This window comes from Spirosoma fluminis (assembly GCF_054778895.1).
This window is the reverse complement of sequence record NZ_BAAGZD010000004.1, coordinates 297,003-310,550: the sequence shown is the minus strand read 5'-3', so window position 1 is coordinate 310,550 and position 13,548 is coordinate 297,003. Positions and strand designations below refer to the sequence as shown.

The following is a 13,548-nucleotide window of genomic DNA, read 5'->3' as shown; positions in this document are numbered from 1 at the left end:
ATCTATCGGTAGCCTGTAGAACACATCCATATCCGGCGTACCTACCGGTAGCCTCCTATCACCGTGAAAAAAATTGGCAAAATCATCCTCTGGAGTGTTCTCGGGCTTATCTTGCTGTTAGCAGCGGCCATGGGCGTGTTCTTTTACAAGATTCAAAACGGCTTTCCGGTAACGTATGAAACAGAGAAACCGGCGATCAATTTTCCGCCGAATCAATCCGCTATCTTAGTATTTTCAAAAACAACGGCCTTCCGCCACGGAGAATCCATTGATGCCTCGAAACCGGTTTTTCAGGCGATGGCCCGGCGAAACAACTGGTTTGTTTACGAAATGGAGGAAGGGGGCGTTTTTAACCCAGAACAGCTTCGGCAATTCAACGCGGTTATCTTCAACAACTCCACGGGCCGGGTGCTCAATGATGAGCAACAGCAGGCGCTAGGCCAGTACGTAGAAGCGGGTGGCTCTTTAATAGGTATTCACGGAGCCGGGGACAACTCGCATCATTGGCCCTGGTACGAAACGAACCTGCTTGGTACCCAATTTTCTCACCATCCAATTAACCCCCACCTGCAGAAAACGGATGTACAGGTGGAAAAGGATGCCGACTCGACGCTGACTCATAATTTACCTCCTTCGTGGATGCATGAAGATGAATGGTACGTCTTTCTGGACCAGCCCAAAGGAGTTAAAATCGTTTCTTACATCAACGGAGACAAGATCATCCCCAACGGTAATATGTTGTGGATTAAAAATAAAAACTTTGGGATGGGTAAGTATCACCCAGTCGCCTGGTATCGGTCCGTTGGCAAGGGGAAGACCTTTTACACATCCATGGGCCACTCGAAAGAAGTATGGCAGGACGCTGATTTCGTTCGTTTAGTAGAGAATGCCCTCCACTGGTCCATACGATAGGCGCACTGTGAGCGTATAATCCGTAGATTTGAAAATTAATCAACCACAGTTTTTAGCAAAGCGATTAGCATGAAAAAGTTCGCCTTAACCCTTGCCTGTGCTCTTTCCCTGTCAGCCGTTTATGCGGCCGCTCCTGCGGTTAGCAATCCTTCTGTAACGAATCAGCAACGTACTGATGACCCGGTCGATCTGAACCAGTACGTGGGTAAGTACAAATTTGAAGGACTACCTTTTGATTACCTCACCATCGCCGTAAAAGACGGCAAACTGACCGTTAATACCGGTACAGAAGAAGGCCCGCTGACCCCAATTAAAGATACTACCGATAAGTTTGATGCGGATGGCCGGGCCACGCTGAAGTTTAATCGGGATGAAAACAAAAAAGTGACCAGCATTACGCTCGATGCACAGGGCATGAGCTTTGAAGGCAAAAAAGAAGCGTAATCGCTTACCTTCGGCTGCCCCCGCCTACTAGAAACTGGCGGCTAAACAACGTATCAATCAACATTGCCTTGAAGCTCGTGTCGGAATCATCCGGTGCGGGCTTTTTTGCTGTCACTGGCGGTACGACTGGGCGTATTCACTACGTTATCGTTTGGTGACTCTGTCCTGTTTATTGAAGAACCGGAACTCATTCAGCGCAGGAAATAAGTGATCAACGGGTTATACTGACTTTGGGGTCAATTAGCAAACGCCCCATCGCGAGATGTAATGTGCAGTTTGTTCGGTAAATATCTGACTGATCAGGCTTTATCCAAAGAGGGAGCAGGCTTGACAGATTAACTAAATCATTTCTGTACTCGTTTCACGTAGTGCTACGTATCGAACCGAACTATGAGCCTGGAAGAGGAAATACAAGCCTACCAATTCGCCCAGGGCGTCCGGTCGGAAGCAGACCTGGTGAGCCGCTTCAATAAGGAAGACGAAGAGTTGAAAGCAATGTGGCTATTCGACGTATCGTCTTTGCTCTTTCGATTGGGCCCTTTTGACGCCGATACGGAGCAGTTCATCAGTACGGCTTCCATGACGCCCACTGACCCAGGCGCTCAACTAATCCGAAGATCATCGTACCAGGGAGGACACCTTCGGTTTGTCCTGGATACGTCGGGGAATGGTCTCGTTAAGTCGCATGAAACGCTGCCGATCGTATTCAAAGCTGTTTATGAGCGAATTACCCCGTCTGAATCCGACAAATCGATAAAGTGGTGGTATTGGGATTTGTCATGTAATGAGGTTGTACAGGCGATTCTGACGCGCCATCAGGATTTAGTGGAAGCCACCTATACGAACCCCGACTACCGAAGTGAGTTTAACAGCATAGCAAAACTGTGGAATGAACGCCATAAGCCCAAGCAGCCCAAAGCCGACGAACCCGCCCCTGACATACCCGGCAAGTTTACTTTTGTGACCTACGACGAAGTGATGACGGCGCATACAGCGCTGACGAACAACAAGCCATGGCAGGGTATTCGGGTACTTACGAAGTCGCTGAGTAAAGCACTAGTCAAACGGCATACGTTAGATTCCGACTCCGCGGATCGAATTGTGTGGGACGTAGTGGAGAGGCATTTGCGCGAAACGTATCACACCGATCTTCGCTCGGGCTAAGTCGACTGGTCGGCACAAATTGATTGTACGCCAACCTGACTATTAATAGTAGGTAACAAGATCACGTTCACGGCTTTATTCTTACCATTTATGAAATACTCCTTTGAATTCTACCGGAACATTATTTTAAATGCCATGGTGATAGCTCTTGCCGTAGCTGCCATCAGCAATCACTTTATTAGTCTAATTGAACTAGGTGTGTTGCTGCTGGGATTGCTCATTCAACTAGGGCTTGCCGCCTACAAACCAAATGTAGCCAGGCAGTTTGAGCAGCACAGCATCGTGGGTCGGCTAGTCGTGGTAGGCAGTGCAAGCCTACTCGTTCTGGCAACCTCTCCTCAGCGGAGTTTGCCAGATTTTTGCAGGATGCTGACGATTTGCGCAATATGCTCATTGCTTTTGAACCTGTATTCCAGACATCTTTCCCGGAAACGCAAACGGATGCTCTAGTATAATCCTGTTTACACACCACCGATTGCGTTACCGCGTACCGCTTATACCCCATAAATGCGTCTGGCTTATAGGCCGTTCACTAGCCTGCTCCGTTGACTTTGGTGGAATGCTTCTGGAAGTAGATCAAGGTTAACTTTTCACTTACCGTACGCCGGTTGAACTCCTCGTAGCCCAGCCGCTGATACAAGTAGACACTGTTGGTGCTCTTATGGCCGGCGCACAATTCGAACCGGTGCACATCAGGATGGTGCTGTTCGGCCTGGCTAATCAACTGCCTGCCTAACCCTTGATTCTGGTAAGCCTGATCAACGATGAGCTTGCTGATAAAGCAGGTCTGATCCTGCCGAAAAGTCCGTACTGACCCAATAATCCGACCTTCTCTAACTAGCTTCAACACAATACCGGCCCGGAACTCGTCTTCTACGCTATGCATCGACTGAAGCAAAGGAGGAATAGTGTAATCATCGTGCAAACGCGCTTCGGCTAAATAGACCTGCTTTTGGAGTGAAAGAATCTCGGCTGCATCACGTAAATGGGCAACTTCTATAGGCGTCATTGTAGCGGCTGTTGGAGAATCGTTGAACGGTTGAGACAGGGCTTAAATATATACGCTTGCCAGCCTATAACGACAATGTTTTGAGGGAACGGTTACTTAGTGCGAAAAGCAGGTAGTGTTTGTTTTACGCTTGCTGTTTGTAGGCAGCTAACATGCTGATTCATTGCACGCTACGTCATTGATGCATGGCGTTGCCGTGCCTATACACCATAAGTAGGTATTAGGTGATTGTAAACAGTCGGGTATTAGATAAGCTTCCTGAAACTGACGTAGGCTGCTAATTATTTTCCTTCTTCGGGGACTGCTTTTCGGCGCCGTCGGGGTAAGCGAAACAGGTTATTACCGGCCTGTTCGGGCGTTTGATCACCCAGCAGCACACCCCAGGCCCGCAGGCTGTCGACCCGGTCGAAAATGACTTTCATGATTGCGATCGCCGGAATGGACAGAAACATACCCGATACCCCTGCCAACGCGCCCCCAACCAACACCCCTACAATCGACACCAGGGCATTGATACGTACTTTAGAGGCCACAATAAGGGGCACAAGTACGTTGTTATCAATGAATTGCACAAACAGAAAAACGCCCACAACGCCAATCACCAGCGACAGATCAGGCTGGTAACTCATGGTAATAACAACGGTCAACACCGTAGCCACCAGACCACCGATATAAGGGACCAGGTTTAAAATAGCCCCCATAATACCCAGCAACAGGGCGTACTGCACGCCCAGCAGAAGCAGGCCAACCCAGTTGAGCACCGCTACGCAAGCCGTTTCAATTAGTAAACCTACTACGTAGCTTTGGATGACCCCTTTGATTTCAGCGAGTACCTCGCGGACCCGTATGGTATGTTTCTCGGGGAAAAGCACCACCACAAAGTGCAGCAGCATCGACCGGTAATACAGGAGCAGAAACACATAGATAGGCAGTAAGATCAACGTCCCCAGCGGTCCGGTAATGATGCCTAACGTATTGACCGTCTGTAACGTATCCAGCGTTTGCGCCTGCGCCTGCTTTATGTATCTGTCCTGCTGTCGGTAGCTGACATTATATTCCCGACGAACCCAGCGCCGAACTTCGTCGTACAGATCGTTCAGGTGCTGCCTGATCTTGGGCAGATCATCGGTAAAATCAGCCAGTTGCATCGATAAAACAATAGCGACACCGGCAATCGCGATTATCGCCAGCAGCAAGGCCAGGCTAATGGCAAAGACCTTATGCATACCGAGCCGAAGTAACCAGCTTTCTACGGGTCGCAACAGCACTGCCAGCAGCCCCGCCATTGCCAGCGGTACCAGAATATCCTGCCCCAGGTAAATGGCAACGGTGAGAATAGCCAGCGATAACAAGCTATGCGAAAACTGATGATAGTGATACGGTCGGCTCGGCTCGGAGTTCATAAGGAAGATGTTTGCCGATCGCAAAATACAGTATTCTTTAACGCCTACAACTATACGTTTTCGGCTACCGTCATCTCACACGCCGGTTATGCCGGGCGGAATTAGTCTCATCTGGGCGTCAACTCATCCGGTTTCGCTAAACTTGGCGTACTTTTGCGGGTTAATTAATCATGACACCTACTATCCGCGATATTGCCTACCAGCTCCGGCAGGGTCAACTTATTGCCCTGGCCGATGAGACGGGCTGGTCTCTGGCGGCCGATCCGATAAACGATGCGGCTGTTGAAACTCTGTTGACGGCCCGAACCGGCATGCCCTTGGGTTTACAGCCAACGGTGCTCATTGAGCATACCGATCAGCTCGGGCTATACGTAACGAAAGTCCCTGATGTGGCCTACGATCTGGTTGAGTTTGCCGACAATCCGTTAACGGTCGTCTATGATCAGGGCAAGAACCTGTCGGTTCTCGTCGCACAGGCGAGCGGTACGTCAAGTGCCGAAGTCGCCGTACGTCGGTCGCTGAGCAGCAACGTGCAGCGATTGATCGGTAGTTTCGGCCGGGGGTTGCTCACGATTCCGTTCGAATCGCTCGTCTGGCCACCTGCTCTTGAAGACCTTACGACAAACCGGTTCGGAACGCTTCCGGCCATGCCTAAACGGCCTAGAATCATGCGGCTGGGTGTGGATGGAACGGTTCGTTTTATTAGAAAATAAGTTCGCCGTTCGTCAATCATGGTTGGTAGACTAACTGACTGACGAACGGCGAACCTCAGGATATATGAATTTTAGCGATACCTTACATAAAAATCCAGTCTTTAACCGGATCGCCCGCGAAGCCGATACCCTTGGCGTACGAGCCTACGTTATTGGCGGATTCGTGCGCGATCTGGTACTGGGTCGTCCTTCCAAAGACATCGACATCGTCTGCATTGGAAGCGGCATTACGCTGGCAGAGGCCGTCGGTAAGGCGTTGCATACCAACGTAGCTCAGTTCCCGAGCTTCGGCACAGCCATGCTTCGGACTGAACATAACGGCCAGGATTGGGAGATAGAGTTTGTGGGAGCGCGGAAGGAATCGTACCGGAGCGACTCGCGCAAGCCGATCGTAGAAGATGGAACGTTGGAAGATGACCAGAACCGGCGCGATTTCACCATCAACGCCATGAGCATTAGCCTCAACGCCAGCCAGTACGGTGAATTGATTGATCCCTTCGACGGCCTGAAGGACCTCAAACGAAAAATCATCAGGACACCGCTCGACCCCGACATTACGTTTTCTGACGATCCGCTTCGGATGATGCGGGCTATTCGCTTTGCGTCGCAGCTTAACTTCGACATTGAGCCCGATACGTTCGACGCGATTGTACGCATGAACGAACGCATTACCATTGTTTCTCGGGAGCGCATCACCGATGAGCTGAACAAAACGATCCTTTCACCCATCCCTTCGTACGGTTTCAAGCTGCTTTACCATGCTGGCCTGTTAGATCGGATTTTCCCTGAACTAGTCGCGCTGAAGGGTGTGGAAACGATCGAAGGAAAAGGGCATAAAGATAATTTTTACCATACCCTTCAGGTACTCGATAACATCGCTAACCGCACGAATCAGTCGCCCGTGCTGCACGCTAATGAACTTTGGTTACGCTGGGCCGCGCTGTTGCACGATATTGCCAAACCTGCCACGAAACGGTTCGACCAGAAAGTAGGCTGGACATTTCATGGGCACGAAGATCTGGGGGCTCGCTGGGTACCGGGCATTTTTCGGACCATGAAGCTTCCTCTGAACGAACACATGCGGTTTGTGCAGAAGCTCGTCCGGCTACACCTTCGCCCGATTGCGCTGACCAAGGAGCAGATCACCGACTCAGCCCTGCGTCGGCTACTGGTCGATGCAGGCGACGACCTGGACGGCCTTATGGCACTCTGCCGCGCCGACATCACCTCCAAGAACTACGAAAAGGTGCAGAAACACCTGCGCAATTTCGATAAGGTTGAACGTAAACTTCACGATCTGGAAGAACGCGACAAACTGCGCAGCTTCCAGCCAGTTATCACGGGTGAATTGATTATGGCAGCGTTTAATCTGCCTCCATCTAAAGAAGTAGGCGAACTTAAAACGGTAGTGCGGGAGGCAATTCTGGATGGTATAGTGCCGAATACCCTCGAAGGGGCCTATCCGTTTCTTGTTGAAGAGGGCAAAAAACGAGGGCTGGTTGTATCAAAGAACCTGAACGAACTAAGCAGCCTTCAGGCTGCTTTTGTCGAAAACGAACATTTGTCTAACTGAATACATGGAGAATAACACCAATTTTCGGCGCTTCTTCGGCGCATCACTCACCATTCTGGGCGTAGTTGTGATTCTATTTGCTTTAGTAGCGTTCCTGTCGAACGGTAAACCAGTACTGGGGATGAGTGTATCGAAAGTCGAAGCGGCCGCTCCGTTCATCGTCGGCATGATTTTCCTCATTACCGGCGTCAACCTGGTCCGCGAATCGTAACCGAGCGTTATACCGTTTCAGCGTTATCCAGTTGTATAAGTAATGAAGCGTAAGCCAACTCTGCAACTGGATATCTCATTTCGACAGGCGGGCGGTGAGCAGCCATTCGTACGTATTGAGTGGCTGCGGCAACCCGTCGGGCTTGATCTGGAGGTACATCAGGTGGAGGTGCGTCGGTGAGCGGGTTTTATAGGCGTTGTAGCCCGTACGGCCCATTTCGGCCAGCTTCTCCCCGGCCTGAACCCACTGCCCCGGCGCTACGTCGACCTGACTGTTGTGGGCGTAATAGAACAAGCCATGAAGCGTCGGGTCATAGACCCAAATCCAGTTGCCGCCCCGATATTCTGAACCGGGTTGCCAGGCGGTTTCGATACCGATTACCAGCCCGCTACTCATAGCCAGAATATCAACGGGTTTGCCAGTGCGGTCATCGGCAATATCCTGATTGCGGTCGGTAATGAAAATATCCTGGGCGGGGTGACTCCCCCGAACGGCGTAGTCAAACAAGTCGAAGCCGGTACCCCGGTAGCCTTCACCGTGGGTTCCACCTATAGCGCTGGGGGTATACCCCCGAATGGGAAACGCAAAATACCGCCCCGTTCGGCGGAGGCTATCCCGTTGCAGCGAATCCTGCCGGTAGCTTTCGTCACTTTGGAAGCGCTCCTGCAAACCGCGCATGATGGCACTGAATTCCATCCGGGCCGAGTCGGGCGTAACGCGCTGCTCTCTGATCTGTGTATACAACGTTTGAAATCGCTGGCAGTACGTATATAGCGTCGGCTCCGTCGAGTTACTGTTGACGACCTGTGATGAAGCCATATTCAGGCTTCCCACTAAAAATGCACCCACGATACCTACTGCACGCATGAACGAAGTTACATCAATCTTCACTACTTATTTTCCCAGGTTAAGCCCCAAAAATACACAAAGTAGGATGACTAGCGTATGCCTTTAACTCAGACAGCAGCGCCTATTTTTCCAATACGTTCAGGAGAACGAACCCGCTACGGGCAAACGATGCGATAAAACGTGTAGCTAAGCGTCACGGCTGTATACGTATAGCTGTCGCTGAGGGCAGGATTCCCCTGAGCAAGTTTGTTCGTGGTTACGCCAAACGTACGTTCACCTAAGCCATCCAGGTAATCATTGCGGGTAAAGCGGGTGCCAAACTCCAGACCAACGCTCCAGGGACGGTTGATTTCGTATTTCACGCCAATCCCCAACGGGAAATTCAGAATACCTCGGGCCTTAATAACCGAGTTTTTGAAGTTCGACAAGCCAACGCCAGCAAACACATAGGGAGTCCAGTTGCGGGCTTTGGGCTGTAGCTTATAGTTCAGAAAATTGTATTCCAGATCGACAGTGGCCTCGCCTAACGTAGTCCGAAACGCATAGTTACGCGCCTGCCGCAGCGGATCATTACTGGCCCGGTCTTCGCCACGCAGCACCCCGGTTGCCATACCCGCCCGGATCGAGAACGACCGCGACGCGTTGTACCGAAAGAACAAACCGGCGGCCGGACCGTAGTACAGCGGATTCAGCGCAGGCAGTACGTCTCCTTTGTAGAGCATTCCGCCCAGCCCACCACCGACCTCAATTTTCTGCGCCTGTGCACTGAAACTGATAAAAAGCCCGACCAGGAGCAGTCGGGCTATCACACATGATTGGTTCTGCATAAAACACTGTAGCCACCCTATATACCGTTGCTGGCGATACCAACTGTACCGTCAGCAGCGCTATACGTGGTCTACTTAATAGGCGGGCATTTGATTTTTCCCGGTATGATGTAATGGATCGAGAAATTCGTTAATAAATACCCATCAGGCAGGATGTTATCTCCGCCACGAACGGGCGTCTCTAAAGCGTTTTGTATGGTCCCCTGTAGATCAGGGCGAGACTGAAAGAGATCAGCGAGCTTTTGGTACCGGCCGGGTACATTCTTCCGGGCCGCCACTTCTTCAAAGCGACGATTGGACATTACAGTTGCCAGTCCTTCGAGCGTAGCCGGGTCGGGGTAGCTTCCAGAACCGACATCGTCCAGGTAATCGGTGAAGGTATATCGATAGCCGATCTCGACGCCGATATTAAAGTTTTGATTTAAGGCGTAACGTACGCCAAAGCCAACCGGTATGGCTACCGTAACCAGCGAATACGGCTTATCGCGACCAGGTTGCCCCTGGCCTTCGGTGTGCAGGGGCTGGAGTTTTACCCACCGCCGTTCGTCACCATTAGCCGGGTCAGCGGGCGTGCGGGCCTCAGGGCTGTGCGCAACCACGGCGAGTCCACCAAACAGATAAGGCGTAAATTTCGCACGAGCATTCGAGTTCCGCCCGTCTTCAACAAAATTATAGATACCGGTCAGGGCAAATTCTTTCAGATCATTCCGAAAGTGCAAGTTCCGGGCGTACTGGACAACATTTTGTTCGATGTTGTTCTTATTGAAAGTATAGTCGTCACCGGTGATTCGCGCCCAGGTAAACATGGCACGGGCCGCGAAATGGGGCGTAAACTGCCGGGTATAGCCAAGGCCGACATTCCAGCGGGGCAAGGTAGTTAACGTTCTGAGCGGCTGACGATAACCGGCCAGATCACCCAGGTAAGTAGACGTACCGACACCGAAGGTAACGGATGAATAAGGCGCAAACCGTGTATTTGGCCGTCGCTGCGCCAAACTATCAGTAATCTGGCCCCCTAGCAAACAAAGGGTTGCTGCCCCCGCTGCTAAAATCTTACATGTCTTCATATGGACGAAATACGTGAATCAACCGTGAACTGGTAAGCCAGCCATTTCCGAAACGGCAACTGCGCGGCTTTTATTGGCAATATGCACTAAAAATTATGCCATAGACCCGATTCAGGCCGAATGAACCCGAAATAATATAACTAAACGAGGCAACGGAACGGGGGTAAACCACACGGGTTGTCAACCTCAATTGCGAATGTCCCAGCCCCAGTTCAGTTTGCTGCGGAGCGTGTTCAGGAAGTTATCATCCCGCAGCTTAACCAACCGGGCTTTAAACGCTTCTTTCTGAACGCTAATGCGCACTGACGTATCGACGGTAAAGGAGCGGGAATCCAGCGCGGCCAGAAAATTACCGCTGCGGCTTTCAACCTCGAACGCCAGTTGACAGCTGTCCATAACAATCATAGGGCGAACATTCAGGTTGTGCGGGCTGATGGGCGTGATGATAAAGTTATTCGTTTGGGGCAGCAGCACGGGGCCTCCGCAGCTGAGCGAGTAGCCGGTAGATCCCGAAGGGGTTGAAATAATCAGCCCGTCGGCCCAGTACGAGTTCAGGAATTCCCCGTCCAGGTACGCATGTACCGTAATCATCGACGACGTTTGCGTACGTGTGATGGTGAAATCGTTCAGGCCAAAGGGCAAGTCACCAAAAATATCCTGGCTGGAGCGCACACTCACCAACGTTCGCTCGTCGATACTATACTGCTCATTAAACAGCGCGTCGATCATGAGCCGCACGGAGGCAGGCGCTACCGTGGCAAGAAAGCCTAAACGCCCGATGTTGATACCGATGATGGGAATTTGGTGAAACCCGACATGCGTAACGGCATCGAGCAGGGTGCCATCGCCCCCCAGGCTGAAAATAAAGTCGGCATTGTCGACGCCCTGCTCAACCGTGTAGGTGGCCTCGCTGTAGTGAGCAACGCCAGCCGCATCCAGAAACTCCCGGTAGCCAGCTGAAATGATCACCTCAGCCTGCCGTTTCGCCAGTTCTTCAAACATTGACTGGATATACGGCCGAGCCGATTCGGGGAAGTTACGCCCGTGAATGGCAATTTTCATGCGTTTTAAAGTTAGTGCAGACCCGCTTGCGCGGTTCGTGAATAGTAGTCAGCCTTCGCGTAAAACGAACCCGCCCCATCCACTACGTATTGAGATAGCGAAGTAAGGAGTCGAGCCGCTCCTGATCGATGCTTTCAACGGGTGCGTTGGCAAAAGCAGCTTCGATCTGGTAACCAAACCGCTCCAGGGTTGAAATGACCGGCGCAATGTCCCGTCGGTTCAGTTTGAGGGTCAGCCGCGAGCGGTCGGGCATGCCGTACGCTGCACTGGAAAAATAACTGCTGATGACCTTTACGTTGTTAGACTCGATAAGCCGACTGATTTCGGTCATTGAATAATCCCGCTCGTTGATGTTCAGGATCAGAATTGCCCCCGCTTCCTGCACGCCAAGTTCCTGAGCAAACTGTTTGAGCAGTTCATTGGCCGAGATGGTGCCGAGAAACTCCTGCCCTTCGGTGAGTACGGCGACAACCGTCATCTGGTGCTGAATGATCAGCCCAAGCACCTCAAACAGGTGCTGATCTTCGTACGCATACGTCTGCTCGAACAGGCGCATAATGTCACCCAGTGGACGTTCGTCGTCCGAAACGTCCATCAGGAGTTCTTCACTAACCACGCCCCGATAACCGCCCTGATCGGTCAGTACGAGTTGGCTGACGTGGTGTTCCTGCATCCAATCCAACGCCTGACCAACAGAGTCGGTCGGCTTCAGAGCCGGAAGCATGGGGTCTATGAGTTCGGCAGCCAGCATATTAATGATTATTTACGAAAACTGTACGGCAGAAAACTAGTGAAATTCTGCCATAGTTTCCAAAACTTAGCGAAAAAGCTTACTATCTACTCGGAAAATCGGCTGTATAAGCAAAAGGTTTCGCCCGGCTTAAACTCAACTTCGCCTTACCCAATCAGGCCACTAACTCGCCGAGCGGATGGCGCACGAGCCAGTCTTCCAGCAACTCATTGAACCGGTTCGGACACTCCATCATGGGTGCATGGCAGCACCTGTCGATAAAATAGAGTTTCGAATGCGCGATCAGCCGGTTGAATTCGTGGCCTACTTCAGCGGGCGTAATAGTATCGTTGAGCCCCCAGACAAGCAGCGTTGGCACCTGAATCTGGTGTAAATCTTTCGCTACGTTGTTGCGCTGAGCCGACTTGGCAATGCCAACGATACTCATGCATTTGGGAATGCTGCTCGTGATCTCAAAAACTTCGTCAATGAGTTCTTTAGAGGCCACTTTAGGGTCGTAGAAGGTATACGCCACCCGTTCCGCGATGTAATCGTAGCTACCCCGCTTGGGAAACGAGCCGCCCATGCCGTTCTCGAACAGCCCCGAGCTACCGGTCAGCACCAGCCGCCGAACCTGTTCGGGGTGTTTAAATGTATACAGAATTGCCAGGTGACCACCCAGTGAATTACCGAGTAAGGTCATGTCTGTCAGCGATTTCTGAGCGACGAACTTTTCGATAAACGCCACTAGCCCTTCCAGACTCGCCTGCCGGATGGGCATCTCGTAGATCGGAAGCAGTGGAATAACAACCCGGTACCGGTCAGCAAACGTATTGATAACGCTGTCCCAGTTACTCAGGGCACCAAACAGACCGTGTAGCAATAAAAACACTTCGCCTTCTCCTTCGTCGACGTAGCGGAAGCCTGCTTCTTCGCGGATCTGGTAATTCATAGGTATTCTACAGTTAATGATGAGGTGTTAGCCTTCCTACTGCTTAACAACGTAAACGCAATCCAGTTCGTCAACATACGCAATCCATGTTCGGTCAGAGCCGCTTCGGGGTGGAACTGAACGCCCCAGAGCGGCAAAGTCCGATGACGTAACGCCATCAGCTCGCCCTGATCGGTAACGGCTAAAGGCACCAGCGTATCGGGCAGGTCCGTCAGCAGCAGCGAGTGATAGCGCGTTACGGTAAATACGCCCGGCAACCCGTTCCAGAGCAGATCGTCGGTGAGCGTTCTGATGCTGGACGTCTTTCCGTGCATCGGCTGACCGGCTTTCGCCAGTTTCGCGCCAAAAAACTCGCCCAGCGCCTGGTGCCCCAGACAAACGCCAAGCATTGGAACTCGCTGATGATAATACTGGATAACCTCCGAGAGCCGTCCGGCCGTGAGCGGGGTTCCCGGTCCGGGCGAAAGCACCACTCCGTCAACCCCCCGCTGGCACAACCGCTCCAAGGAGTCGTTGTTTCGAACAACCCGGCAATTCGCGCCGGTCTGCCGCAGGTAATCCACGAGCATGTAGGTGAACGAATCGAAGTTGTCAACAACCAGTAGGTTCATGACCAGCTAACAAAAAGGAAC

16 protein-coding genes are annotated in these 13,548 nt (G+C 51.7%); 7 read left to right on the top strand and 9 right to left on the bottom strand.

Translation table 11 applies throughout. The annotated features are described in order from the left end of the window. Positions 1-63: 63 nt before the first annotated feature. From ACYVBJ_RS06735 to ACYVBJ_RS06720, 4 genes are all read left to right on the top strand, one after another. Entirely contained in the window at positions 64-912 is an 849-nt protein-coding gene (locus ACYVBJ_RS06735; RefSeq protein ID WP_460981527.1) for a ThuA domain-containing protein, read from the top strand. Between the two features lie 69 nt (positions 913-981). After that, positions 982-1,356, top strand: coding sequence for a DUF3471 domain-containing protein (locus ACYVBJ_RS06730; protein WP_460981526.1), 375 nt, complete (start codon positions 982-984; stop codon positions 1,354-1,356). A gap of 390 nt (positions 1,357-1,746) precedes the next feature. Continuing rightward, positions 1,747-2,520, top strand: a complete 774-nt coding sequence (locus ACYVBJ_RS06725) for a DUF5958 family protein (protein ID WP_460981525.1) — start codon at positions 1,747-1,749, stop codon at positions 2,518-2,520. Between the two features lie 90 nt (positions 2,521-2,610). Beyond that, on the top strand, positions 2,611-2,970 hold the full coding sequence (locus ACYVBJ_RS06720) for a hypothetical protein (protein WP_460981524.1): 360 nt from the start codon (positions 2,611-2,613) through the stop codon (positions 2,968-2,970). An 82-nt stretch (positions 2,971-3,052) separates the two neighbouring features. On the opposite strand, the gene ACYVBJ_RS06715 is transcribed toward ACYVBJ_RS06720, so the two are convergent. Both ACYVBJ_RS06715 and ACYVBJ_RS06710 read right to left on the bottom strand, forming a co-directional pair. Then, positions 3,053-3,529, bottom strand: a complete 477-nt coding sequence (locus ACYVBJ_RS06715) for a GNAT family N-acetyltransferase (RefSeq protein WP_460981523.1) — start codon at positions 3,527-3,529, stop codon at positions 3,053-3,055. Between the two features lie 281 nt (positions 3,530-3,810). Beyond that, entirely contained in the window at positions 3,811-4,932 is a 1,122-nt protein-coding gene (locus ACYVBJ_RS06710; protein ID WP_460981522.1) for an AI-2E family transporter, read from the bottom strand. Between the two features lie 170 nt (positions 4,933-5,102). On the opposite strand from ACYVBJ_RS06710, the gene ACYVBJ_RS06705 reads away from it, so the two are divergent. The 3 genes from ACYVBJ_RS06705 (at position 5,103) to ACYVBJ_RS06695 (ending at position 7,429) form a co-directional block, all read left to right on the top strand. After that, positions 5,103-5,645, top strand: a complete 543-nt coding sequence (locus tag ACYVBJ_RS06705; protein WP_460981521.1) for an L-threonylcarbamoyladenylate synthase — start codon at positions 5,103-5,105, stop codon at positions 5,643-5,645. 64 nt (positions 5,646-5,709) lie between these two features. Further along, the gene (locus ACYVBJ_RS06700; RefSeq protein WP_460981520.1) at positions 5,710-7,218 is read left to right on the top strand and encodes a CCA tRNA nucleotidyltransferase; all 1,509 of its coding nucleotides are present in this window, start codon (positions 5,710-5,712) and stop codon (positions 7,216-7,218) included. 4 nt (positions 7,219-7,222) lie between these two features. Next, the gene (locus tag ACYVBJ_RS06695; RefSeq protein ID WP_460981519.1) at positions 7,223-7,429 is read left to right on the top strand and encodes a hypothetical protein; all 207 of its coding nucleotides are present in this window, start codon (positions 7,223-7,225) and stop codon (positions 7,427-7,429) included. A 75-nt stretch (positions 7,430-7,504) separates the two neighbouring features. Here ACYVBJ_RS06695 and ACYVBJ_RS06690 read toward each other — a convergent pair whose 3' ends face one another. The 7 genes from ACYVBJ_RS06690 to ACYVBJ_RS06660 all read right to left on the bottom strand — a co-directional run bounded on the left by ACYVBJ_RS06690 (position 7,505) and on the right by ACYVBJ_RS06660 (position 13,527). Continuing rightward, positions 7,505-8,296, bottom strand: coding sequence for a M23 family metallopeptidase (locus ACYVBJ_RS06690; protein WP_460981518.1), 792 nt, complete (start codon positions 8,294-8,296; stop codon positions 7,505-7,507). A 137-nt stretch (positions 8,297-8,433) separates the two neighbouring features. Beyond that, complete coding sequence (gene porG, locus ACYVBJ_RS06685) at positions 8,434-9,087, bottom strand: type IX secretion system protein PorG (RefSeq protein ID WP_460981517.1); 654 nt, start codon at positions 9,085-9,087, stop codon at positions 8,434-8,436. An 89-nt stretch (positions 9,088-9,176) separates the two neighbouring features. Continuing rightward, entirely contained in the window at positions 9,177-10,172 is a 996-nt protein-coding gene (locus ACYVBJ_RS06680; RefSeq protein WP_460981516.1) for a DUF6089 family protein, read from the bottom strand. Positions 10,173-10,358: 186 nt separating this feature from the next. Further along, positions 10,359-11,234, bottom strand: a complete 876-nt coding sequence (locus ACYVBJ_RS06675; protein ID WP_460981515.1) for an NAD kinase — start codon at positions 11,232-11,234, stop codon at positions 10,359-10,361. An 82-nt stretch (positions 11,235-11,316) separates the two neighbouring features. Continuing rightward, a complete protein-coding gene (locus ACYVBJ_RS06670; RefSeq protein WP_460981514.1) occupies positions 11,317-11,985 on the bottom strand; it encodes a CBS domain-containing protein in 669 nt (222 codons plus the stop codon). A 154-nt stretch (positions 11,986-12,139) separates the two neighbouring features. Continuing rightward, a complete protein-coding gene (locus tag ACYVBJ_RS06665; RefSeq protein WP_460981513.1) occupies positions 12,140-12,916 on the bottom strand; it encodes an alpha/beta fold hydrolase in 777 nt (258 codons plus the stop codon). Next, positions 12,913-13,527, bottom strand: coding sequence for an anthranilate synthase component II (locus ACYVBJ_RS06660; protein WP_460981512.1), 615 nt, complete (start codon positions 13,525-13,527; stop codon positions 12,913-12,915). Before ACYVBJ_RS06660 ends, ACYVBJ_RS06665 begins: the two co-directional genes overlap by 4 nt. Positions 13,528-13,548 lie beyond the last annotated feature (21 nt).

Excerpts from the sequence above, each read along its gene's own strand:
- ACYVBJ_RS06665 (WP_460981513.1), bottom strand. The coding sequence starts at position 12,916 with ATGAATTACCAGATCCGCGAAGAAGCAGGCTTCCGCTACGTCGACGAA.
- ACYVBJ_RS06700 (WP_460981520.1), top strand. The coding sequence starts at position 5,710 with ATGAATTTTAGCGATACCTTACATAAAAATCCAGTCTTTAACCGGATC.
- ACYVBJ_RS06680 (WP_460981516.1), bottom strand. The coding sequence starts at position 10,172 with ATGAAGACATGTAAGATTTTAGCAGCGGGGGCAGCAACCCTTTGTTTG.
- ACYVBJ_RS06730 (WP_460981526.1), top strand. The coding sequence starts at position 982 with ATGAAAAAGTTCGCCTTAACCCTTGCCTGTGCTCTTTCCCTGTCAGCC.
- ACYVBJ_RS06705 (WP_460981521.1), top strand. The coding sequence starts at position 5,103 with ATGACACCTACTATCCGCGATATTGCCTACCAGCTCCGGCAGGGTCAA.
- ACYVBJ_RS06675 (WP_460981515.1), bottom strand. The coding sequence starts at position 11,234 with ATGAAAATTGCCATTCACGGGCGTAACTTCCCCGAATCGGCTCGGCCG.
- ACYVBJ_RS06710 (WP_460981522.1), bottom strand. The coding sequence starts at position 4,932 with ATGAACTCCGAGCCGAGCCGACCGTATCACTATCATCAGTTTTCGCAT.
- ACYVBJ_RS06725 (WP_460981525.1), top strand. The coding sequence starts at position 1,747 with ATGAGCCTGGAAGAGGAAATACAAGCCTACCAATTCGCCCAGGGCGTC.
- ACYVBJ_RS06695 (WP_460981519.1), top strand. The coding sequence starts at position 7,223 with ATGGAGAATAACACCAATTTTCGGCGCTTCTTCGGCGCATCACTCACC.
- ACYVBJ_RS06715 (WP_460981523.1), bottom strand. The coding sequence starts at position 3,529 with ATGACGCCTATAGAAGTTGCCCATTTACGTGATGCAGCCGAGATTCTT.
- ACYVBJ_RS06690 (WP_460981518.1), bottom strand. The coding sequence starts at position 8,296 with ATGCGTGCAGTAGGTATCGTGGGTGCATTTTTAGTGGGAAGCCTGAAT.
- ACYVBJ_RS06660 (WP_460981512.1), bottom strand. The coding sequence starts at position 13,527 with ATGAACCTACTGGTTGTTGACAACTTCGATTCGTTCACCTACATGCTC.
- ACYVBJ_RS06670 (WP_460981514.1), bottom strand. The coding sequence starts at position 11,985 with ATGCTGGCTGCCGAACTCATAGACCCCATGCTTCCGGCTCTGAAGCCG.
- ACYVBJ_RS06720 (WP_460981524.1), top strand. The coding sequence starts at position 2,611 with ATGAAATACTCCTTTGAATTCTACCGGAACATTATTTTAAATGCCATG.